Origin of the sequence: Candidatus Galacturonatibacter soehngenii, assembly GCF_008830185.1 — a bacterium.
Taxonomy (GTDB): Bacteria; Bacillota; Clostridia; order Lachnospirales; family Lachnospiraceae; genus Lachnotalea; species Lachnotalea soehngenii.
In genome coordinates this window covers 236,729-258,893 of record NZ_WAGX01000008.1, presented here as the reverse complement: position 1 = coordinate 258,893, position 22,165 = coordinate 236,729, and the positions used below count along the sequence as shown (strand labels likewise).

Sequence of the window (22,165 nt, the reverse complement as noted above, 5' to 3'; positions counted from 1 at the left end):
GTAAAATCCTCCTTTCCACAGCGCAGCCCATCGTACCCCCTTAAAGGCGCACTTACACACGGGCATTTTAAAAAAAGTTCGCTTTGTATTATAACACTATATTTTATAAATAGCAAGTGTTTTCTATTTATCTCTCCAAATAATTCTACCCTTAGATAAATCATATGGTGAGAGTTCTATGGTAACTTTATCTCCTGGTAAAATACGAATAAAATTCATTCTTAATTTACCGCTTATATGAGCTAAAACCTTATGGCCATTTTCAAGTTCTACTTGAAACATTGCATTCGGTAGCTTTTCTATAACAGTTCCTTCAATTTCGATTACATCTGACTTTGACATTAATCTTATTCTCCTTCCATGGCAATTCTTATTGCGCTTACACGCATATCTACTTGATTATTCCTCATTTTTATTTTTCAAACAATAAAGCTTAATCACTCGTTTTACTTCTTCATTTTGAATCTTGCTATTTTCTTTTAGCTTTTTTTGCAAGCTTTCGTCGATATGTTTTATGATTTGTATGTGTTTTACATTTTTCTTTTTGGGCTTTTCAAATGAATGGTTCTCTCCGTTTACCAAATATACATAATCACGATTGACCCTAGCTATTACATATAAATCACCTTTATCGTGTCCAGCTTTTGAAAGAGCTAACATACCAACTTCAAATCGTTCCATACCTTTACTCCTGTATCTGCACTAGACTTTATAGGCTCACTCTTCATACATGGTTAACAACTCAGGTTCACCCTTTGTAATAAGTACCGTATTTTCATAATGAGCTGATAAGGATCCGTCTTCTGACACAACAGTCCAGTCATCATCTAGCCATTCAACATCGTAACGACCTATATTTATCATAGGTTCTATGGCAAGTGTCATTCCTGCTTGGAGCTTTAAGCCTCTTCTTCTCTGCTTGAAATTTGGTATCTGAGGATCCTCGTGTAAATTAGAACCGATGCCATGACCTACAAGGTCTCTGACTACACCGTAGCCAAAGCTTTCAGCATATCTTCCAATCGCTTCTGAAATTTCAAATAGATGGTTTCCTTCTTTTGCATATTTAATTCCTTCAAAAAAGCTCTGCCTAGTTACTTCAATTAATTTCTTTGCCTGAGTACTTATTTCACCAACACCATGTGTTCTTGCGGCATCGGAATGATACCCTTTATAAATTACTCCTGCATCTAGGCTTACGATATCGCCTTCCATAAGAAAACGTTCCTTAGAAGGTATTCCGTGAACCACCTCATCATTAATTGACACACATATTGACGCTGGATATCCGTTATAATTTAAGAAAGAAGGAATACAGTTATAACTTCTTATAATTTCTTCTCCCAGATTATCAATATCCTTTGTTGATATGCCTGGCTTAATTGCTTTTTCTAATTCCTTATGAACAATAGCAAGAATTTTACCTGCTTCTCTCATAAGCTCAATTTCTCTATCAGACTTTATTGTTACAGCCATAAATTTATGCTCCTAAAATTTTTACTATAGCGTCAAATACATCCGCCATATCTTTCGTACCATCTACATCAACTAGTATTTTTTTAGCAGTATAATAATTAATCAACGGTTGTGTTTGCTCATGATAAACACTAAGCCTCTTATTCACTGTTTCTGGCTTATCGTCATCTCTTAGTATTAGCTCATGGCCACATCGATCACATATTCCTTCCTCTTTCGTCGGTATATGTACAATATGATATGTGGCTCCACATGATAAACATGCTCTACGCCCCGACATTCTATTAATAATATTATCGTCTGGAACATCCACATTTATAGCATAATCAATTTTTTCACCAAGTTCTGCTAATGCAGCATCTAAACTTTCAGCCTGAGGAATTGTTCTTGGAAAACCATCCAATACATATCCATCTGCACAGTCTGGATTCTTAAATCTGTCAATTACTAAATTTACTGTTAATTCATCCGGAACTAAAAGCCCCTGATCCATGTACGTTTTTGCCTTTTTACCTAACTCTGTTTCATTTTTAATGTTTGCTCGAAAAATATCTCCCGTTGAGATGTGTGGTATATGATATTTATCTGCTATCTTTTTGGCTTGTGTACCTTTGCCTGCCCCCGGAGCACCAAGCATAATTATTTTCACTGACATTTCCTCCAATCACTTAAATTATTACCATTAAATGGATAATTTATACTATAGAAAATTGCTTAAATGGATATGTTCTAATATATTGATAATATAATTATATTATTACTTTATATATATTACAATAGTGCACTACAGTATAAACTGCAGAACACTATTTAAGTTATCCAGAAAGATTATTTCTAGAAATTAGTCATTTAAAAACCCTTTATAATTGCGCACAATCATTTTAGATTCTATTTGTTTCAAGGTTTCTAGGATAACACCAACCATAATGATAAGTGATGTCCCACCAAATGAAACTGAAGCTCCGAATACACCTGAAAAGAAAATCGGTATAACGGCAACGATAATAAGTCCTACCGCTCCAATAAATATGACATAATTTAAAATCTTATTTAAGTAATCAGTGGTCGGCTTACCAGGACGAATACCTGGGATAAAACCACCCTGCTTTTTCATATTATTTGCTACTTCCATCGGATTAAATGTAATCGATGTATAAAAATATGCAAAAAATATTACTAAAACGATATATACTAACAGTCCGATACTATAAACTGGTTGCTTTGGATTGCACCAATTTGAAGTAGTCAATCCTTTTAAAATCTCAGCGCCAACTCCAGTACCTTGACTTTTTCCAATTAATGAAGCAATTACTACTGGAAACTGCATCAATGAAGACGCAAAAATAATTGGAATAACACCAGCCGTATTCACCTTTAAAGGAATATGGGTAGATTGTCCACCAACCATTTTTCTTCCTTGCATTTTCTTTGCATATTGAACAGGAATCTTTCTTTGTCCACCCTGTAAGAAAATAACAAAAACTACAGTAGCTAATATAATAGCGACAATGATTAACATTGCCAAAGCACCTTTCGCAACACTCTTAGAAGCCACGAATTGTTCATATAAAGAAATGAAATCAGTAGGAATACGTGAAATGATATTGATTAAAAGTACTATGGAAATACCATTTCCTACACCCTTTTCAGTGATTCTCTCACCTACCCACATAAGGAAAGCAGATCCAGCTGTCAAAGTTACGATAACCATAACAACATTGATAAAATCAAATGTTTCTAACAAACCTTGTCTACCAAATCCAATTGCCATTGCAGCTGATTCCAGTAATGCCAATCCGACAGTTACAAAACGAGTGATTTTTTGTATTTTCTTTCTTCCGTCTTCTCCATCTTTTTGCATTTCCTCTAACTTTGGAATTGCAATTGTCAATAACTGCACAATAATAGAGGACGTAATGTAAGGTGTAATATTTAATGCAAATACTGACATTTGCAAAAATGATCCTCCGGTAACGGCATCAAAGAAATTGAATGCGTCACCGGATTGACTTGCAAACCAGTTTGCAAAATAAGTCCTGTCTACTCCAGGAATAGGAAGCTGTGAACCTATTCTTACTACAACTAACATTAAAAACGTATATATAATTCTATTTCTTATATCTTTAATTTTAAATGCGTTTTGGAGTGTTGCAAGCATTATTAGATCACCTCAGTTTTTCCACCAAGAGCTTCAATTTTTTCTACAGCACTTGCACTAAATGCATTAGCCTGAACAGTAAGCTTCTTAGTTAATTCTCCGTTTCCAAGAATCTTAACACCATCTCTAGGATTCTTAACGATTCCTTGTTCAAGTAAAGTTTCAACTGAAACTACTGTATCATTGTCGAATACTTCAAGAGCACTAATGTTGATACCAATAATTTCTTTGGTATTGCGGTTAGTAAATCCTCTTTTAGGAATTCTTCTGTATAAAGGCATCTGGCCACCTTCAAAACCTGGTCTTGTACCGCCTGAACGAGCCTTTTGTCCTTTATGACCCTTACCAGCGGTCTTTCCATTTCCTGAACCGTGTCCACGACCTCTTCTGAAATTATCATTATGTTTTGAACCATCTGCTGGTTTTAAATTTGATAAATCCATCCTGACACCTCCTTCTCTAATAATTATATCTCTTCAACTTTAACTAAATGTCTAACGCGTTGTATCATACCTCTTGTTGCACCATTGTCTGGTAACTCAACAGTCTTGTTAAGTTTTTTAAGACCCAATGCTTCAACAGTAGCTCTCTGCTTAGGAATTGCACCGATTGTAGACTTTACTAAAGTTATTTTTAATTTATCAGCCATTTTAAATACCCTCCTTAGCCTAGAATCTCTTCAACAGTTTTTCCGCGAAGTTTAGCTACCTCTTCTGGAGTTTTTAATTTGCTTAATCCTTCAATTGTAGCAAGAACAACGTTTTGCTTATTATTGGATCCTAATGATTTTGTACGGATATTTTTGATTCCTGCTAATTCAAGAACGCTACGCGCTGGACCACCAGCGATAACACCTGTACCTTCTGGTGCTCTCTTTAATAGTACCTCAGCACTACCAAATTTTCCGATAAAATCATGTGAAATACTGTTGTTATCATCTAAAGTTACGTTGATCAACTTTTTCGCTGCATCTTCTTTTCCTTTACGAATCGCTTCAGGAATTTCTGTTGCTTTTCCAAGTCCAGCACCAACGTGTCCTTTACCGTCACCAACTACTACTAATGCTGTAAAACGAAAGTTACGTCCACCTTTTACAACTTTAGTAACACGTTTGATTGATACTACTTTTTCTTCTAATTCTAATTGACTAGCATCAATGATTGTACGTTTCATGTGTTCTCCTCCTTCTTAGAATTTTAGTCCAGCTTCTCTAGCTGCTTCTGCTAATGCTTTAACTTTTCCGTGGTATATGAAGCCGCCTCTATCAAAGACAACAGTTGTAATACCTTTATCTAATGCCTTTTTTGCAATAACCGTACCTAAGTATGCTGCTGCATCAACGTTATTAGTCTTCTCTAATTCAGCCTTTACATCTTTTTGAACTGTAGATGCTGAAACAAGAGTATTGCCAACTGTATCGTCAATAATTTGAGCATACATATGATTATTACTTCTAAACACAGCTAAACGTGGTCTTTCGGTGGTTCCACTGAAACGATTACGCAATCTTCTATGCTTTTTCTCACGGATTTCCGTTTTTGATTTTTTGTTAACCATTTTTTCACACTCCTTAATTATTTCTTACCAGTCTTACCAACTTTACGTCTAATAACTTCATCAGCATATTTAATACCTTTTCCTTTGTAAGGCTCAGGTCTTCTCTTATCTCTGATTTCAGCTGCGTATTGGCCAACTTTTTCTTTGTCGATACCTTTAATTGTAATCTTATTTCCTTCAACAACTGACTCTAATCCTTCTGGATCTTCCATCTCTACTGGATGTGAATATCCTAAAGATAAAGTTAATTTTTTACCTGCTTTCGCAACTTTATAACCAACACCATTGATTTCAAGAACTTTTGCGTAACCATCTGTTACACCGATAACCATATTAGAGATAAGTGTTCTTGTTAAACCATGTAAGGATTTCATTTTCTTTAAATCACTTGGTCTGGTAACAATTACTTCACTACCTTCTAATTTGATATCCATTTCTACTGGTAATACTCTTTCAAGTGTTCCCTTTGGACCTTTTACAGTCACTTTATTATTTTCTGCAATATCAACAGTAACGCCTGCTGGTACCGCGATTGGCATTCTTCCTATACGTGACATGCCCGTACCTCCTGTATTCTGAATTGAATTAATGGGTTTTAATTGTTTAATATTATTGTCAATGCTTAATGTATACCGCTCTAGATTGAGAGGAGTACAATTTTGCTTAGATGTGAACTCCATGTTGTGAAAATAATTCACAGTTGGGTTCTCTTGACTGTGGCTGTATTCACAGTTCCGCTCGGCTAATGCTCTGGCTTCGCTTTTAGCTCGCCACAGCCTAAGTCTCGGGAACGGCTTTCGCACTAACCTCGCTCTACGTCTAAAGACTTGAGCTCGCTAAGTGCTCAATGCCTACCAAACAAACGCTAATACTTCTCCACCAACGTTTAACTGTCTTGCTGCTTTATCTGTTACAACACCTTGGTTTGTAGAGATAATTGCAATTCCAAGACCGCCAAGAACTTTTGGAAGTTCTTCCTTATTTGCGTATACACGAAGACCTGGTTTTGAGATTCTTTTAAGTCCTGTGATAATTTTTTCGTTTTTATCTTTACCGTATTTTAATGTAACACGGATTGTTTTAAAGTTTCCATCTTCAACGATTTCAAACTTTTTGATATATCCTTCATTAAAAAGAATTTCAGCAATAGCTAATTTCATTTTTGAAGCAGGAATATCTACTGTATCATGTTTAGCAGTATTTGCATTACGGATTCTCGTAAGCATATCTGCGATTGGATCACTCATAGTCATTTTAAGGTTGCCTCCTTCCGTTTTTTACCAGCTTGCTTTTTTAACGCCTGGTATTTGTCCTTTATATGCTAATTCACGGAAGCAAATTCTGCAGATTCCGTATTTTCTTAAATATGCATGTGGACGACCACATATTCTACAACGGCTATATTCTCTAGTTGAGAATTTTTGCTTACGTTGCTGTTTCACCTTCATTGAAGTCTTAGCCATGAAGTTTCCCTCCTATCTATTTTGTAAACGGCATATTGAATAATGTCAATAATTCACGAGCTTCTTCATCTGTGTTAGCTGTAGTAACGAAAATTACGTCCATACCTCTAACTTTGTCAACTTTGTCATATTCAATTTCAGGGAAAATTAGCTGTTCTTTAATTCCTAGTGAGTAGTTACCTCTGCCATCAAATGCGTTTGGATTAACACCTCTAAAGTCACGTACACGAGGTAGTGCTAAATTCACAAGACGATCAAGGAATTCATACATTTTCTCGCCTCTTAATGTTACCTTACATCCGATAGGCATACCTTCTCTGATTTTGAAGTTAGCCACTGACTTCTTTGCTCTTGTAAGAACTACCTTCTGTCCAGTAATAATTTCTAGATCTTTTACTGCTGCGTCTAAAAGCTTTGCGTTATCTTTTGCTTCGCCAACACCCATGTTAATAACAATTTTTTCAATCTTAGGTACCTGCATTACATTCTTATAACCAAACTTTTTAGTCATAGCTTCTACTATTTCATTTTTATATTCTTCTTTAAGTCTACTCAACGTTTGCAACCTCCTCTCTTACTATTAGTCGATAGCTTCGCCAGTTGATTTTGCTACACGAACTTTTTTATCGCCTTCCACTTTAAAACCGATTCTTGTAGCCTTTCCTTTATGAACGTACATCACATTAGAAAGATCAATAGGAGCTTCTTTTTCAATAATTCCGCCAGCCTGATTTGCAGCGCTTGGTTTTGAATGTTTTGTAACTTTGTTGATTCCTTCAACAATCGCTTTGTTGTTTTTTAAATCAACAGAAAGTACTTTACCTTCTTTATCTTTATCTTTACCAGTGATTACTTTAACCGTATCACCTTTTTTGATTTTCATAGTTGACATCTTGGCACCTCCTTATAATACTTCAGGAGCTAATGAAACAATTTTCATAAATTGTTTTTCTCTTAACTCTCTTGCTACTGGTCCAAAAATACGGGTTCCTCTTGGGTTTTTGTCATCTTTAATAATTACAGCAGCATTTTCATCGAATTTTATATAAGAACCGTCCTTACGACGAGCGCCTTTTACTGAACGTACAACTACAGCTTTCACAACGTCACCTTTTTTTACAACACCTCCTGGTGTTGCATCTTTAACGCTGGCAACGATGACATCGCCGATAGCAGCATATCTTCTAGTAGAACCACCTAACACTCTAATACAAAGCAATTCTTTTGCACCTGTATTATCAGCGACTCTAAGTCTACTCTCTTGTTGTATCATCTAGGTTACCTCCTTCAAAATATATTGCAAAAATTATTTTGCTTTTTCAACGATCTCTACAAGTCTCCATCTCTTATCTTTTGACAATGGTCTTGTCTCCATAACTTTAACTGTATCACCAATGTTGCATGCATTTTCTTCGTCATGAGCTTTTAATTTATATGTTCTTTTAATAATCTTCTTATATAAAGGATGCTTAACATGATCTTCAACAGCTACAACAATTGTTTTATCCATTTTATCGCTAACAACTTTTCCGATGCGCGTTTTTCTTAAATTTCTTTCCACAACAATAATCTCCTTTCGTTAAGATTCATCAATCAGTGATTTATTTAGACATTTCAGTAATAATAGTCTGAATTCTTGCAATATTCTTTCTAACTTCTTTGATTCTGCTTGTATTATCTAACTGATTGGTTGCGTTCTGGAATCTTAAATTGAAAAGTTCCTTTTTAGCAGCTACTAATTCATCATTTAATTCTGCAGCTGATTTTGCTTTTAAATCTTCTACATACTTATTAATTTTCACTGTTATCACCGCCTTCTAAGTCTGCGCGAGAAACTACTTTACATCTACATGGTAACTTGTGAACTGCAAGACGTAATGCTTCTCTAGCAACTTCTTCTGCTACACCTGAGATTTCAAACATTACACGACCTGGCTTAACAACTGCTACCCAGTATTCTAATGAGCCCTTACCAGAACCCATACGTGTTTCAGCTGGTTTTGTAGTTACTGGTTTATCTGGGAAAATCTTAATCCAAACTTTACCACCACGTTTGATATAACGAGTCATAGCAATACGCGCTGCTTCAATCTGATTAGATCTAATCCAACATGGTTCTAAAGCGACAATACCGTATTCACCATTGGTAATCATATTACCTCTTAATGCTTTACCTTTCATGCTTCCACGAAATTGTTTACGACGCTTTACTCTTTTTGGCATTAACATTATTTATCGCTCCCTTCCTTATTTCCTTTAGTTGGAAGTACTTCGCCTTTGTAGATCCATACTTTTACGCCTAATTTACCGTAAGTTGTATCTGCTTCTGCGAAACCATATTCAATATCTGCTCTTAATGTCTGCAAAGGAATTGTTCCTTCACTGTAGAACTCTGTACGAGCCATATCAGCACCGCCAAGACGTCCTGAAACAGCTGTTTTAATACCTTTTACTCCTGCTTTCATGGTTCTTGTCATAGAAGATTTCATTGCTCTTCTAAAAGAAACACGGTTTTCCAACTGTAATGCGATATTTTCAGCTACTAACTGAGCATCTTTGTCTGGTCTTTTTACTTCTTTGATATCTACTACTAATTTCTTAGAAGTGAATTTTTGAACTTCTGCTTTAATCTTATCAATTTCAACTCCGCCTTTACCAATTACAACACCTGGTTTAGCAGTGAAAATGATAACTTTTACTCTGTCTGATGCTCTTTCGATTTCAATCTTAGAAACACCAGAGCTGTATAATTTATTCTTAAGGTATTTTCTGATCTTGTAGTCTTCTACTAAGTAATCTGCAAAATCAGCTTCAGCATACCATTTTGAGTCCCAATCCTTAATAACACCGACTCTTAAGCCATGAGGATTAACTTTCTGTCCCATTCTTTCCCTCCTTATCTTTCATTAAGCACGATTGTGATATGGCTAATTCTCTTCTCGATTCTATAAGCTCTACCCTGTGCTCTTGGTCTAATTCTCTTCATTGTAGGTCCTTTTTCTGCGTAACATTCTTCAATAAAAAGGTTATCTACATTCATTCCGTTGTTATTTTCAGCATTTGCAATTGCTGATTTTAATAATTTTTCTATAATACTTGAAGCATATCTTGGGTTATAAGCTAAAATACCAAGAGCTGTCTTCACATCTTTGCCTCTAATGGCATCTAAAACGAAACATGCTTTTTGAACAGACACTCTAGCATATGATAACTTTGCTTTTGGTCTCGTTTCTTTATTATTCGCATTTCTTTCTCTTTTAATTTGGGATCTATGTCCTTTTGCCATGATGAAACCTCCTTTCAAACTACATTTATTTAACGAACACCTGAACGTTTTTCGTCTTTTCCATGTCCTCTGTAAGTTCTGGTTGCAACAAACTCTCCAAGCTTGTGTCCAACCATATCCTCTGTAACATATACAGGAACATGTTTTCTTCCGTCATGAACTGCAATTGTATGTCCAACCATCTGTGGGAAAATAGTAGAACGACGTGACCAAGTTTTAATAACTGATTTGTCGCCTTTTTCGTTCATAGAGTCTACTTTCTTAAGTAAACTTGCATCTGCAAATGGTCCTTTTTTAAGTGAGCGAGCCATAGGTTCTAACCTCCTTACGATTTCTACTTTTGGTTACTATTTTGTATTTAAAGTTTTACCGTCTCTTCTTCTTACGATTAACTTATTAGATGCTTTCTTTTTCTTTCTTGTCTTTAAGCCAAGAGCTGGTTTACCCCAAGGAGTAACTGGGCCTGGACGACCAATACCAGTTTTACCTTCACCACCACCATGTGGATGGTCATTAGGGTTCATTACAGAACCACGAACAGTAGGTCTAATACCCATGTGACGCTTACGTCCTGCTTTACCGATGTTGATAAGACTATGATCACCGTTTCCAATAACACCGATAGTAGCTTTACAAATGATTGGTACCATTCTCATTTCACCTGATGGTAATCTAAGAGTGGCATATTTTCCTTCTTTTGCCATTAACTGAGCGCTTGTTCCAGCGGAACGAACTAACTGTCCACCTTTACCTGGATACATTTCGATGTTATGAATCTGTGTACCTACAGGAATTTCTGATAACGGTAAACAGTTACCCACTCTAATTTCTGCTCCAGTTCCACTTACAACTTTCATTCCATCTGTTAATCCTTCTGGTGCTAAGATGTAAGCTTTTTCACCATCTGCATAGTGGATTAATGCGATATTAGCTGTTCTGTTTGGATCGTATTCGATACCTGCAACAGTTCCGATAATACCATCTTTTCTTCTTCTAAAATCTATAATTCTATATTTTCTTTTTACACCGCCGCCACGATGTCTTACTGTTATTTTACCCTGACTATTACGACCTGCTGTTTTGCTTTTTGAAGCAAGTAATGATTTCTCTGGAGTTGTTTTTGTGATTTCAGAGAAGTCTGAACCTGTCATATGTCTTCTGGAAGGTGTATATGGGTTGTATTTTCTAATACCCATTTTAGTCACTCCTTTCAATTTCCGATTATTTGTTGTCACGCTTTACTTGCGTATAGTTTCATATTTGATTTTCTTATAATCCTTCAAAAATCTCTATTTCTTTACTTTCTGCTGTTAATTGAACAATTGCTTTTTTCGTTTTAGCAGTCTTTCCAGATGTTCTTCCTCTTCTTTTGGTTTTTCCATCTTGGTTCATTGTGTTTACGCTCTTAACTTTTGTTCCTGCAAACATTTTTTCAACAGCTTCTTTGATCTGAGTCTTATTCGCTTCTGGATGAACTAAAAAAGTATATTTTTTAGCTTCCATTCCTTGCATACTCTTTTCTGTGATTACTGGTTTGAGGATTACATCATAATATTGAATATTTGCCATTATGCATACACCTCCTCGATAGTAGCAACAGCAGCCTTCGTTACGATAACTGTGTTATATTTTAAAATATCATACACATTGATTGTGTTTGTTAAAGCTGTTTGTACTGTAGGAATATTCTTAGCGGAAAGAACAACATTCTTGTCATTTTCATTAAGAACAACCAAAGCTTTAGATACTTTTAAGTTATCTAATACAGCTTGGAATTTCTTTGTTTTGATTTCATCAAATTTGATTTCATCAACAACGATTAATTTATTTTCATTTACCTTTGAAGATAAAGCAGATTGAAGAGCAATTCTCTTTTCTTTCTTATTCATCTTAAATGAGTAATCTCTTGGAGTTGGTGCAAATACAACACCACCGCCAGTCCATTGTGGAGATCTTGTAGAACCCTGTCTTGCATGTCCAGTTCCCTTCTGTCTCCATGGCTTTCTTCCGCCACCAGAAACTTCTGAACGAGTTTTCGCTTTTTGAGTTCCTTGACGTTTATTTGCAAGTTGGTGAACAACTGCCATGTGTAATAAGTGTTCATTTACTTCTACACCAAACACAGCATCATTTAGTTCGATTGTTCCAACTTCTTTGCCTTCCATATTGTATACAGATACATTTGCCATCTGTGTTTTCCTCCTTTCTCACCAAGCACTAGTTTGCTTTTACGGTCTCTTTAATTGTTACTAAAGATTTTTTAGGTCCAGGTACAGCACCTTTCACTAAAAGTAAATTGTTTTCTGCATCAACTCTTACAATTTCAAGGTTCTGGATTGTAATCTTTTTCGCACCCATATGTCCTGGCATTTTCTTACCTTTGAACACTTTACTTGGGTTAGAAGCAGCACCATTGGAACCTGCATGACGATGGAATTTAGAACCATGAGCCATAGGTCCTCTAGACTGTCCATGTCTCTTAATTGCGCCTTGGAATCCTTTTCCTTTTGCAATTGCACTAGCATCAACTTTATCTCCAGCTGCGAAAATGTCTGCTTTGATTTCATCTGCAACTTTAAATTCTGCTGCGTTTTCAAGTTTGAATTCTCTTACGAATCTCTTACCTGTTACGCCAGCTTTGTCAAAGTGACCTTTTTCTGCCTTATTTACACCATGTCTGTTTCTAATTTCTTTTTTACCAGCTTTGTCAACAACTTTAACTTTTTCTTTCTTGTCAGCAAAACCAACCTGCACTGCATTATATCCATCGTTTTCAACAGTCTTAATCTGTGTTACAACACATGGTCCAGCTTGTAATACAGTTACAGGAATTAACACACCATCTTCATTAAAGATTTGAGTCATTCCTACTTTAGTAGCTAAAATAGCTTTCTTCATTTTCTTACCTCCTGTTTTCTCTACAGCGGATTGCCTTTTTGGCAATCATCCTAGAACAGTTATATAAGTGGAACTTTCGTTACTTCTATATTAACCCTTCAGGATACTTCGTGTTATTTTTGTTTCATTTTGATATCGATATAAACACCAGCTGGCATTTCTAATCTTGATAATGCATCAACTGTTTTCTGAGTTGGTGTTACAATATCGATAAGTCTCTTATGAGTTCTTTGTTCGAACTGTTCTCTAGAATCTTTGTATTTGTGAACCGCTCTAAGAATAGTTACTACTTCCTTCTTAGTAGGTAATGGTACAGGTCCACTCACCTGAGATCCGTTCTTCTTTACAGTTTCGATGATCTTTTTAGCTGACTGATCGATTAACTGATGATCGTAAGCTTTCAATGTGATTCTCATTACTTGACTTGCCATAAAAAAAGTCGCCTCCTTTTCGCACTTTATTAATTCGAAGTACGACAAGCGGTGACTGTACACTCTCCCGTGTGTATCACATGATACCAGCACGTTGTTTCCACTATTTCATGGACATTTTAGATTATACAGTGACTTGTCGCCAGTTTCTTAACTTGACATTCGCTCCACGGAAAACCTACCATATGGTAGCAACCTCACGCTTCTACGCTATCAATGTCACAACATTAGATAGTATACATGAATCTTTTACTATTTGCAAGGATTTTTTTAATTTTTTTATATTTTATATTATGTTTAGCCATTCCCTTAAAATTTATCTAGAAATGGCTAAACTCTAACTGTTATTCTGGCTCAATAAATCGTGTGTCAACTTTATAGGTGTTCCCTACCACTTTAAACAAATCAACTAGTAGCTTACCTCGTTTGGTCAACTGATAGCCATTTTCATCCTCTTTAATGTTTCCCGATTCCAACTGTTCCCAAAACCTTCGATCAAGCATCTCATATTTTTCAATAAACACCTCTTGAAACACTTCATTTAACTCTGTTTCACTGTAACTACGATCTTCTTGTTCCAAATACGAAAGTACAAACACCGATAAGGAACGATCCAAAGAAACCACAACAGTAGAAAGCCATACCATATTAATACTCATAAATAACACAAATGAAATTATAACATCTTTGTAATCAAACGGCGCACATCTCCAAAAATGTTTGCATAACAATTCGGCTATGAGAAGTATTGTTCCAGTAATAATTAATATTAATATAGTTTTATAAAAATATACTCCAATAAAATCAAATATTCCTATCTGAATCATTGCAATGTATAGCAGCCATCCCAATATAAATGCAATTAACTGAAATAGAATAAAATTTATTATTTTTTTCATTTGCAACCTACTTTCTATTTATATGCAACTATAAAATTATCAAATTCTTTTACCTGGTACTCCAGCCTTTTAAAGTAATCGACCTGGCTGCTTTCCCAAATATATACTTTATCTTCTGATAACTTAGGAAGGATTTCTTTTTCTTGGAATTCAAATCTACCAAACGATGCCACCTCCAACCAAATCGAAGGATAGTTTGTATAAACAACGGTATCTAAATATTCTGGTGTAGGAATTTGGGATGCAAGCATTACCTGTGAATGATACGCCTTGTCCGTAACGCATATTGTACCTCGTGTAATATCCATAGCAAATTCAACCGCTTCCATGAGACCTGCATTAAATTCTTTTGAAATTAATTCATTGTAACTTGTAAAGTAAGAATATTCAAAAAAGCCAAAGCCAACTAAGTATATGACAAGAACCAAATAAATGGTGTATTTTCCAATTACTTTACACAGTTTATAAATACCAATACCCGCAAAGGCAATTGTAGGGATATGAAGTAGGTTAAGCTTATTAATATCGCATTTATCAACAACCAAGGCCGCAAAACTTCCTATTAAAAATTGAAATATCACATAGATAAATGGGTTATAACTTTTATTCTTTAAGTTTATCAAACAATTCCAAAGTGAATAGAACAACCCTACAAATACAAAAACAAGTCCAAATTTATAATGAATACCATATTCTGGGACGCTGTTCCAAATGTTTCCGTCATCTTGCAAAAATAATACTCTATAATAGGAATAAAGTTTTCCCATAAACCCACCAGAACCAACTTCACCACTGCGAAAATACGCAATCTTAGGAATGGAAATAAAAGATGTCTTTATCTCTCCTACTATATCATAATTGACAAGTAAAAAAAGCATTAGGGGTAGTGCAAATAATAATATGATAATAGCCGCCCCTATACTTATATAGGAAAACTTTATTTTTTTATGAACATACGCATACCCTATCTGAAAAAGTAAGATAAAAGGCAACAACGTCCATAAGAAAGCATAACAATAAAGTGACAATCCATAAAAGACAGCGGATAAAAGTAAATAGTTTTCTCGTTCAAGTCCAAGTACAAAAAAATACATAGCAAGCAATAAGAATGCGGGTGTGGTTGCAGAATCTAGCCCCCACCTTACCATAACAATGTGCCATGGACTGATTGCAAATAAAAAAAGTGTGATGAAGGCAATCTTATCATTTGTTACTTTCTTCATTAGAAGATATAAAACTACGAGCGATATGATACCTAAAAGTGACTGTGCCAATCGCACCGACCACATATTTAATCCAAAAAGCTTAATAAAAGGAATACTTAACCAGCTATATAGTGCACTCATTCCACTTCCCCAGCTCGTATTGTAAACTGGAAAACGATACCCAAAACAATCGACTCCATAATTAGCTAAAGAAAATGCATCGTAAGCACTAAATGCTTCATCCTGAGACACACCCCCTGGATAGGATGATAAAAAGAGTAATCTAGCCAGACTTCCTATTAAAATAAGTACAAATACTACTATATATTGTTGTTTCTTTACTATTTTTTTTATTTTTTCCATAAGTGTTCTCCTTTTACCGCACTTATAATTTACACAAGAACATTACCTATGTCAAGCAAAAAGAGAAGGGGTGATTCCTTCTCTTTTTCGAATGAGATGTAAAAATTGCACAAATTATTTATCTGGCTTCCCAACGCCCAGATGCACCGCAAGGAAGAACCAGACCCGTCTGCGTAACTGGTAATCCCACTTCTGAAGCTTCTACGCTACCATGAAATCTTTTTAATTCAACCGAAAGCATATAGCTGAGTACAGCTGGAGCAAGCCCAGTTGTATAAGAATTAATCAAAAAGAACAGTGGTTTATCAGAGAGAAGCTGTGAACATAACTTAATAAGAGGATGTATCGCCTCTTCAATCTTCCATATTTCGCCTTTAGGTCCTCTTCCATAGGATGGTGGATCCATAATTATAGCATCGTAACGATTCCCTCTTCTTATTTCACGTTCAACAAATTTCACACAATCATCTACAATCCAGCGAATCGGTGCATCCTCCAATCCTGAAGACGCTGCATTTTCTTTCGCCCATCCTACCATACCCTTTGAAGCATCTACATGAGTCACTTGTGCGCCTGCTTTTGCCGCGGCAAGCGTTGCCCCTCCTGTATAAGCAAATAAATTCAACACTTTAATTGGTCTTTTTGCTTCTTTTATTTTATTACCAAACCAGTCCCAATTGGTTGCTTGTTCAGGAAATAGACCTGTATGTTTAAAGCTAAACGGCTTTAGATTGAAAGTTAATCCTTTGTATCCAATCGTCCATTGTTGTGGTAAATCAAAAAATTCCCACTCACCGCCACCTTTCACACTTCTGTGATAGTGCCCGTTCATTTTCTTCCATCCTTTATTGTTCTTTGGAGTATCCCAAATCACTTGTGGATCTGGACGCACTAAAATATACTTTCCCCATCGTTCTAATTTTTCACCGCTAGCGGTATCTATCACTTCATAATCTTTCCATCCATCTGCTATCCACATAGTAGTTACCTTTCTATCTAACTGTTTTTCTTTTTCCCTCATCCATGCATACTAAACTTACTTTACTTCCTGTTAAGTCAAAGCGTCATATACAGCAAATACAAATACAAAGCACCTAAACAAGCAAAAACTTGCATAGACTGCTTTGTATTCTACTGCACGGTGATACGATAACCATACTTTAATGTAATTTTTCTTCAATAATCTCAATCGCTTTTTGAAGTTGATTATCTTCGTCATGAGTAATGATTGCTTGCATTTTTAATGCTTCATCTAATTCAATCAAGACATCTGGTTCAATACCTATCTTATGAATATTATACCCATTTGGCGTATAATATTTCGAAATGGTCAATTTCATCGCAGTACCATCACCAAGTTCAATTAAGCGTTGTACAATTCCTTTTCCAAAAGTCTTTGTTCCAACTAATGTACCAATGCCATAATCTTTGACCGCGCCAGCAAATATCTCCGAAGCACTTGCGCTATTTCCGTTAATCAATACCGCTAACGGTTTCGTAAACTGGTGCTCTTCATCGGATTTATACTCTTCTTTGTTTCCATACTTATCTTCTGTATACACAATCATACCTTCTGGTAGAATCTGATCGAGTATATTATTAACAACATCCAAATTGCCACCTGGGTTATTTCTTAAATCAACAATAAGTCCCGCAATTCCTTGATTTTTCAAATCTTCTAACGCATTGATGAACTGTGGCTGCGTCACCGTATCAAATTCACTGATATTAATATAGCCTATATTATTTTTCAGCACCTCATAGCTAATTGTGGGAATTTCAATCTGCTGCCTTTCCACTGTTAGTTCAATGTTATCACGTTCTCCTTCACGAATGATGGTTAAATTGACAGTGGTTCCTTCTTCTCCTTTAATCATGGCAACTACACTGGAAAGCTCCATACCTGTTACTTCTGTGTCATCTACCATATAAAGAATATCTCCCGGTAATATGCCTGCCTTTAATCCAGGGCTATTTTCAAATGGCTTTACCAAGGTAATAATACCTGTATTTGCATCTTGTGAAACCGTTACACCAATACCACAATATACACCGTTTGTACTTTCCATCAAGCTTTGAAACTCATCCTTGGTGTAGTATACAGAATAAGGGTCTCCTAATCCATCAACCAATCCTTTATACATTCCTTCTACCAAATCTGTTTCATGTACTTCTTCTAGATAATACTTGTCAATGATTTGTTTTATAACGCTAATCTTACTATCAACAGCCTTACTTCCCACTTCTTTCGTGTCAGCATCATTTGATGTATTGCTTACCAGACTAGCCCTACTTAGGTTAACATCTAAATCAGTATATTTATATATGAATACTACGATTGCTAACACGCATGTAGCGGTAAATAATCCGCCTAAAAAACCTTTTATAAATTTTTTATTATCTTCCACGATGACCTTCCTTTGCCTGATTATTATTAGCCCACATAGTTACGCGGATTTACATAACTTCCGTTTAAACGGACTCCAAAATGCAAATGCGGTCCTGTTGATCTTCCTGTCGTTCCTACTGCTGCTATAGAATCTCCCTTGTTCACATTCTGTCCAGTAGAAACATATAGTGCTGAAGCATGCATGTATATTGTGTATAATTCATCGCCATGGTCAATCATTACATAATTACCCATGGAAGAATTATACCCTGCTCCAACAACAGTTCCTGTGTATGCTGCTACAATTGAACTTCCCGTTGGTGCCGCAATATCAATTCCATTATGAAATTTGTTTACATTAAGAATTGGATGTAGACGATTTCCATAATCACTACTTATCCTCTTACTTGAAGGACATGGCCATGTAAATGTACCACCGTCATAAGTTGTAGTTATATTTACTTTTGTCTGTTGATTGGCATTTGCCTGATTTTCTGCCTCTGCAAGCCTTTTAATCTCTGCTTTTTTAGCTGCTACAGAAGCTTCAAGTGCTGCAATCACTGCATTTTGAGCTTTGATATCAGCCTCATAATCATCTTCTAATTCTTTTGCCGACAAAATGTCGCTTTCGTATTTTGCAATTTGGGTTGACTTCGCATCAATTAAATCAGATACTTCCGCTTTTTTTGTTTCGGTCTCTGCTTTTAAATCAGCCAATTCCACTTTTTCAATTTCTAGCTTTTCTTTGGCTGTGGCTATAAACTCTATCGTTTTCTTATATTCGTCGAGCAGTTCTCTATCGTATTCCGATATCTTTTGGATATACTCAGCTGCATTAAGTAATTGAGACAAAGATTTGGATTGAAGAATCAATTCAATATATGCGACATTTCCGTTTTCATACATGAATTTAATTCTTTTTTTCATAGAATCATACTGTTGTTCTTCCTCTTTTTGTGCTTGCAAAAGCTCTTTTGTGGTTTGGTCGATTTCCTCTTCTTTTTCTTCTATCTGCTGTTCTATTTTTTTCATGTTATCTAATATTTCATTTAACTGGCTATCTAGTTCTTTAACATAGCTCTCCATATTACTCTTTTTTTTCGAAAGAGCGTCGATTGCTTTTTGCGTATTCTCTAATCCGGATTTTAAATCTTCAGATTCAGAATTTGCATTTTCAAGTTCTTGTTCAAGCTGTTCCTTCTCCATTTGCACTTGTGAGGAAGATTTGGCACTTGTTACAAAGGTAAAAAAGTTCGCTTGAAGTCCGATAGTAAAAGTAAGTATAATTACCATATATTTCATATACTTCTTCATGGCACCACCTAAACTTTCAAATGTTTACGTATTGTAATGAAACTACCAAGGAATCCAATTCCAATTCCAATTAATAAGGAAACTGGGGTCAATATTTCAAACACTGAATTAACAGGTAGAAAAGTTAAGACACCCTGTAATATTTTAAATCTTTCAGTCACTAACTGAATAATATTTCGGTACATATAATAAAGAGCGATTAATGGTATACATGAACCAATCAAGCCAATTAAGATACCTTCCACAATAAATGGAGCCCTTACAAAGAAATCAGTTGCTCCAATTAATTTCATAATGGATATCTCTTCTCTTCGTACCGCAATACCAATCGTTACTGTGTTACTGATAAGAAAAACTGCTACTGCAAGCAAAATAATAATAATTGCTAAAGATATGTATCCAACCAATACATTGAAGTTAGTCAGCATATCGGCTACTATTTCAGAACGATTTACTTGACGTACTCCGTCTAACGATTCCAGATAGGTAACCAACGCCTTTTGCATTGATACATCATTTAAATAAATTTCATAACTTGAAGACCCAACAAGAGGATTGTCCCCTTCAAAGCTCGATGCTACACTTTCATCTCCACCAAAGTAGTCATTAATCGCCGCTTGCCAAGCATCATCCTCTGAAATATAATTATATTTTGAAACTTCTACTCGTTTTCCTATTTCGTTTCCTATTGCATCTATTTGCTCCTGTGTGATTCCTTCGTCAAAGAAAACGGTAATAGAAACACCTTCCTCAGCTGATTTTACAATATGCTGAAAATTGGCTACAACTGCATAAAATAAACCTAACAAAAATATACAGGCTGCCATAGTTGCAATCGATGCAAGAGAAAACATCTTATTTCTTACAATATTTTTTATTCCTTGTTTTAAACTATATGCAATTGAACTAATTCTCATAAGCGTACCCACCTTTTTGCTCGTCACTTACAATTACGCCTTTTTGCATCGTAATCACGCGTTTTTGCATTGCATCAACGATTTCTCTATTGTGTGTAACCACAAGAACTGTAGTTCCTCTTTGGTTTGCTTCTTCTAGAAGTTTCATAATTTCCCATGAGTTTTTAGGATCTAAATTACCAGTAGGCTCATCTGCCAATAGGATAGAAGGTTTGTTCACTAAGGCTCTTGCCAAAGCAACTCTTTGTTGCTCACCACCTGATAATTCTTTCGGATTTGCTTTATATTTTTCAGCAAGTCCTACCATAGAAAGCATAGCAGGCACCTGTCTTTTAATGTTTTTTGTAGGTATTTGAATCACACGTTGTGCAAACGCTACATTTTCATATACATTTCGATCCTTCAACAATCTAAAATCTTGAAACACTACTCCAAGTTCTCTTCTAAATTTAGGAATTTGTCTTCTCTTTAAACGTCCAAGATTTTTATTATTAACTGTTATCTTTCCTGTTGTTGGCTCTAATTCTTTTAATAGTAGTTTGATTAGGGTAGATTTTCCAGAGCCACTACTGCCAACAATAAAGACAAATTCACCTTTTTCAATACTAAGACTTATTCCGTTAATTGCAGGTGTTCCAGAAGAATAAGTCTTACTTACATTTTCCAGTTCTATCATTTTTACTCCTTAATTAATAATCCAAAGTCTCCATGTACTTCATATACTTCACGACCATAAGTGCAATCTTAAAGGTTATTGCATCTTCAAAAACTCTTAAGTCAAGGCCTGTACTTTTTTGTAATTTATCCAATCGATATACTAATGTATTTCTATGAATATAGAGCTGTCTTGATGTTTCTGAAACATTTAAGCTATTTTCAAAAAATTTATATATGGTAGTTAATGTCTCTTCATCAAAATCATCTGGTGATTTTCCATCAAAGATTTCTTTTATAAACATTTTGCAAAGTGGAATTGGTAGTTGATATATTAATCTTCCTATTCCAAGTGTACTATAGGCTATAATATCTCTCTCACTAAAGAATATCCTTCCTACATCAAGTGCCATCTTTGCTTCCTTATAGGATCTAGATACTTCTTTAATCTCATTTACAATGGTTCCATAAGCAATATGAACTTTGCTGCCATTGGCATGGAATAAATCCAATATGCTTTTGGCCGTTTTATCCATATCGTCATATCCTTCGTTTTGCCCTACCTCTTTTACAACAATGACACTCTTTTCATCAACTGCTGTAATAAAATCTTTTGTCTTTCCACCAAAGAGTCCGCGAACAATCTCTAGTCCATTGATCTCTTTTTCGCTGTTTAACTCAATGATAAATACAACTCGTTTTACATCCGTATCAATATGCAGTTTCTTTGACCTGTTATATATATCTACAAGTAACAGGTTGTCTAATAATAAATTCTTAATAAAATTGTCTTTGTCAAAACGCTCTTTGTAGGCAATTAGCAAATTCTGTATCTGGAACGCTGCAATTTTCCCAACCATATAGACATCTTCACTTCCACCATTTGCAAGCAAAATATACTCTAGCTGATGCTCATCAAATACTTTAAAAAACTGATATCCTTGCATCACTTGACTGTCAGCAGGTGAATCCGCAAAAGACATTACAACATCCTCGTATGCCTCCGCCTCATGAAAGGTTGTAGCTAGTACATTCCCATCCGTGTCCATTATACATAAATCTACTCTTGTAATTCCTTTTAGCCCTTCAATTGTGTTTTGAAGTATTTGATTTGATATCATTACACTCTACTCCTTTAACATTGGTATAATTTTA

Annotated in this window: 34 protein-coding genes; all 34 read right to left on the bottom strand. The window is 35.4% G+C overall.

The features are described 5' to 3' along the window. Positions 1-123: 123 nt before the first annotated feature. A complete protein-coding gene (gene infA, locus F7O84_RS18330; protein WP_099470173.1) occupies positions 124-342 on the bottom strand; it encodes a translation initiation factor IF-1 in 219 nt (72 codons plus the stop codon). A gap of 57 nt (positions 343-399) precedes the next feature. Beyond that, on the bottom strand, positions 400-681 hold the full coding sequence (locus F7O84_RS18325) for a KOW domain-containing RNA-binding protein (RefSeq protein WP_151148531.1): 282 nt from the start codon (positions 679-681) through the stop codon (positions 400-402). A gap of 36 nt (positions 682-717) precedes the next feature. Next, positions 718-1,476 carry a type I methionyl aminopeptidase gene (gene map, locus F7O84_RS18320; RefSeq protein WP_151148530.1) on the bottom strand — a complete coding sequence of 253 codons (759 nt, stop codon included), beginning with the start codon at positions 1,474-1,476 and terminating at the stop codon, positions 718-720. Between the two features lie 4 nt (positions 1,477-1,480). Next, positions 1,481-2,125: an adenylate kinase gene (locus F7O84_RS18315; RefSeq protein ID WP_151148529.1), complete on the bottom strand. Its 645-nt coding sequence runs from the start codon at positions 2,123-2,125 to the stop codon at positions 1,481-1,483. Positions 2,126-2,317: 192 nt separating this feature from the next. After that, positions 2,318-3,634 (bottom strand): preprotein translocase subunit SecY, encoded by a 1,317-nt coding sequence (gene secY, locus F7O84_RS18310; RefSeq protein WP_151148528.1) that lies wholly within the window; start codon positions 3,632-3,634, stop codon positions 2,318-2,320. A 2-nt stretch (positions 3,635-3,636) separates the two neighbouring features. Then, positions 3,637-4,077, bottom strand: a complete 441-nt coding sequence (gene rplO / locus F7O84_RS18305; protein WP_151148527.1) for a 50S ribosomal protein L15 — start codon at positions 4,075-4,077, stop codon at positions 3,637-3,639. A gap of 23 nt (positions 4,078-4,100) precedes the next feature. After that, positions 4,101-4,283: a 50S ribosomal protein L30 gene (gene rpmD / locus F7O84_RS18300; RefSeq protein ID WP_151148526.1), complete on the bottom strand. Its 183-nt coding sequence runs from the start codon at positions 4,281-4,283 to the stop codon at positions 4,101-4,103. 14 nt (positions 4,284-4,297) lie between these two features. Next, complete coding sequence (rpsE, locus tag F7O84_RS18295) at positions 4,298-4,807, bottom strand: 30S ribosomal protein S5 (RefSeq protein WP_151148525.1); 510 nt, start codon at positions 4,805-4,807, stop codon at positions 4,298-4,300. A gap of 15 nt (positions 4,808-4,822) precedes the next feature. Beyond that, positions 4,823-5,191, bottom strand: coding sequence for a 50S ribosomal protein L18 (gene rplR / locus F7O84_RS18290; protein WP_151148524.1), 369 nt, complete (start codon positions 5,189-5,191; stop codon positions 4,823-4,825). Positions 5,192-5,208: 17 nt separating this feature from the next. After that, positions 5,209-5,748, bottom strand: a complete 540-nt coding sequence (gene rplF, locus F7O84_RS18285) for a 50S ribosomal protein L6 (protein ID WP_151148523.1) — start codon at positions 5,746-5,748, stop codon at positions 5,209-5,211. Positions 5,749-6,042: 294 nt separating this feature from the next. After that, positions 6,043-6,444 (bottom strand): 30S ribosomal protein S8, encoded by a 402-nt coding sequence (gene rpsH, locus F7O84_RS18280; RefSeq protein ID WP_151148522.1) that lies wholly within the window; start codon positions 6,442-6,444, stop codon positions 6,043-6,045. 24 nt (positions 6,445-6,468) lie between these two features. Beyond that, complete coding sequence (locus F7O84_RS18275) at positions 6,469-6,654, bottom strand: type Z 30S ribosomal protein S14 (RefSeq protein ID WP_094377154.1); 186 nt, start codon at positions 6,652-6,654, stop codon at positions 6,469-6,471. 16 nt (positions 6,655-6,670) lie between these two features. After that, positions 6,671-7,210 (bottom strand): 50S ribosomal protein L5, encoded by a 540-nt coding sequence (rplE, locus tag F7O84_RS18270; RefSeq protein WP_151148521.1) that lies wholly within the window; start codon positions 7,208-7,210, stop codon positions 6,671-6,673. A gap of 24 nt (positions 7,211-7,234) precedes the next feature. Beyond that, complete coding sequence (rplX, locus tag F7O84_RS18265) at positions 7,235-7,546, bottom strand: 50S ribosomal protein L24 (RefSeq protein WP_151148520.1); 312 nt, start codon at positions 7,544-7,546, stop codon at positions 7,235-7,237. Between the two features lie 12 nt (positions 7,547-7,558). Further along, on the bottom strand, positions 7,559-7,927 hold the full coding sequence (gene rplN, locus F7O84_RS18260) for a 50S ribosomal protein L14 (protein WP_151148519.1): 369 nt from the start codon (positions 7,925-7,927) through the stop codon (positions 7,559-7,561). A gap of 33 nt (positions 7,928-7,960) precedes the next feature. Further along, positions 7,961-8,215: a 30S ribosomal protein S17 gene (gene rpsQ, locus F7O84_RS18255; RefSeq protein ID WP_151148518.1), complete on the bottom strand. Its 255-nt coding sequence runs from the start codon at positions 8,213-8,215 to the stop codon at positions 7,961-7,963. Between the two features lie 40 nt (positions 8,216-8,255). Beyond that, positions 8,256-8,456 (bottom strand): 50S ribosomal protein L29, encoded by a 201-nt coding sequence (gene rpmC / locus F7O84_RS18250; RefSeq protein ID WP_094377159.1) that lies wholly within the window; start codon positions 8,454-8,456, stop codon positions 8,256-8,258. Continuing rightward, positions 8,446-8,883, bottom strand: a complete 438-nt coding sequence (gene rplP / locus F7O84_RS18245; RefSeq protein WP_151148517.1) for a 50S ribosomal protein L16 — start codon at positions 8,881-8,883, stop codon at positions 8,446-8,448. The genes rpmC and rplP overlap by 11 nt, the downstream gene beginning before the upstream one ends. Continuing rightward, positions 8,883-9,539, bottom strand: a complete 657-nt coding sequence (gene rpsC, locus F7O84_RS18240; RefSeq protein ID WP_151148516.1) for a 30S ribosomal protein S3 — start codon at positions 9,537-9,539, stop codon at positions 8,883-8,885. The genes rplP and rpsC overlap by 1 nt, the downstream gene beginning before the upstream one ends. Before the next feature lie 11 nt (positions 9,540-9,550). Then, complete coding sequence (gene rplV, locus F7O84_RS18235; RefSeq protein ID WP_151148515.1) at positions 9,551-9,940, bottom strand: 50S ribosomal protein L22; 390 nt, start codon at positions 9,938-9,940, stop codon at positions 9,551-9,553. Positions 9,941-9,969: 29 nt separating this feature from the next. After that, the gene (gene rpsS / locus F7O84_RS18230; RefSeq protein ID WP_151148514.1) at positions 9,970-10,251 is read right to left on the bottom strand and encodes a 30S ribosomal protein S19; all 282 of its coding nucleotides are present in this window, start codon (positions 10,249-10,251) and stop codon (positions 9,970-9,972) included. Positions 10,252-10,287: 36 nt separating this feature from the next. Continuing rightward, positions 10,288-11,136, bottom strand: coding sequence for a 50S ribosomal protein L2 (rplB, locus tag F7O84_RS18225; RefSeq protein ID WP_151148513.1), 849 nt, complete (start codon positions 11,134-11,136; stop codon positions 10,288-10,290). 73 nt (positions 11,137-11,209) lie between these two features. Then, a complete protein-coding gene (gene rplW / locus F7O84_RS18220; RefSeq protein WP_151148512.1) occupies positions 11,210-11,509 on the bottom strand; it encodes a 50S ribosomal protein L23 in 300 nt (99 codons plus the stop codon). Then, positions 11,509-12,129, bottom strand: a complete 621-nt coding sequence (gene rplD, locus F7O84_RS18215) for a 50S ribosomal protein L4 (RefSeq protein ID WP_151148511.1) — start codon at positions 12,127-12,129, stop codon at positions 11,509-11,511. The genes rplW and rplD overlap by 1 nt, the downstream gene beginning before the upstream one ends. A gap of 28 nt (positions 12,130-12,157) precedes the next feature. Then, entirely contained in the window at positions 12,158-12,838 is a 681-nt protein-coding gene (rplC, locus tag F7O84_RS18210; RefSeq protein ID WP_151148510.1) for a 50S ribosomal protein L3, read from the bottom strand. Positions 12,839-12,951: 113 nt separating this feature from the next. After that, the gene (rpsJ, locus tag F7O84_RS18205; RefSeq protein WP_094377168.1) at positions 12,952-13,269 is read right to left on the bottom strand and encodes a 30S ribosomal protein S10; all 318 of its coding nucleotides are present in this window, start codon (positions 13,267-13,269) and stop codon (positions 12,952-12,954) included. Positions 13,270-13,613: 344 nt separating this feature from the next. After that, entirely contained in the window at positions 13,614-14,168 is a 555-nt protein-coding gene (locus F7O84_RS18200; RefSeq protein WP_151148509.1) for a hypothetical protein, read from the bottom strand. Between the two features lie 14 nt (positions 14,169-14,182). Further along, positions 14,183-15,736, bottom strand: coding sequence for an ArnT family glycosyltransferase (locus F7O84_RS18195; RefSeq protein ID WP_151148508.1), 1,554 nt, complete (start codon positions 15,734-15,736; stop codon positions 14,183-14,185). 118 nt (positions 15,737-15,854) lie between these two features. Next, complete coding sequence (locus F7O84_RS18190; protein WP_151148650.1) at positions 15,855-16,715, bottom strand: class I SAM-dependent methyltransferase; 861 nt, start codon at positions 16,713-16,715, stop codon at positions 15,855-15,857. Positions 16,716-16,896: 181 nt separating this feature from the next. After that, the gene (locus F7O84_RS18185; protein ID WP_151148507.1) at positions 16,897-18,144 is read right to left on the bottom strand and encodes a S41 family peptidase; all 1,248 of its coding nucleotides are present in this window, start codon (positions 18,142-18,144) and stop codon (positions 16,897-16,899) included. Between the two features lie 26 nt (positions 18,145-18,170). Continuing rightward, positions 18,171-19,439: a murein hydrolase activator EnvC family protein gene (locus tag F7O84_RS18180; protein ID WP_151148506.1), complete on the bottom strand. Its 1,269-nt coding sequence runs from the start codon at positions 19,437-19,439 to the stop codon at positions 18,171-18,173. Between the two features lie 8 nt (positions 19,440-19,447). Further along, on the bottom strand, positions 19,448-20,356 hold the full coding sequence (gene ftsX / locus F7O84_RS18175) for a permease-like cell division protein FtsX (protein WP_151148505.1): 909 nt from the start codon (positions 20,354-20,356) through the stop codon (positions 19,448-19,450). Beyond that, positions 20,346-21,032, bottom strand: coding sequence for a cell division ATP-binding protein FtsE (gene ftsE / locus F7O84_RS18170; protein WP_151148504.1), 687 nt, complete (start codon positions 21,030-21,032; stop codon positions 20,346-20,348). Before ftsE ends, ftsX begins: the two co-directional genes overlap by 11 nt. A 13-nt stretch (positions 21,033-21,045) precedes the next feature. Then, positions 21,046-22,131 carry a PucR family transcriptional regulator gene (locus F7O84_RS18165; RefSeq protein ID WP_151148503.1) on the bottom strand — a complete coding sequence of 362 codons (1,086 nt, stop codon included), beginning with the start codon at positions 22,129-22,131 and terminating at the stop codon, positions 21,046-21,048. Positions 22,132-22,165 lie beyond the last annotated feature (34 nt).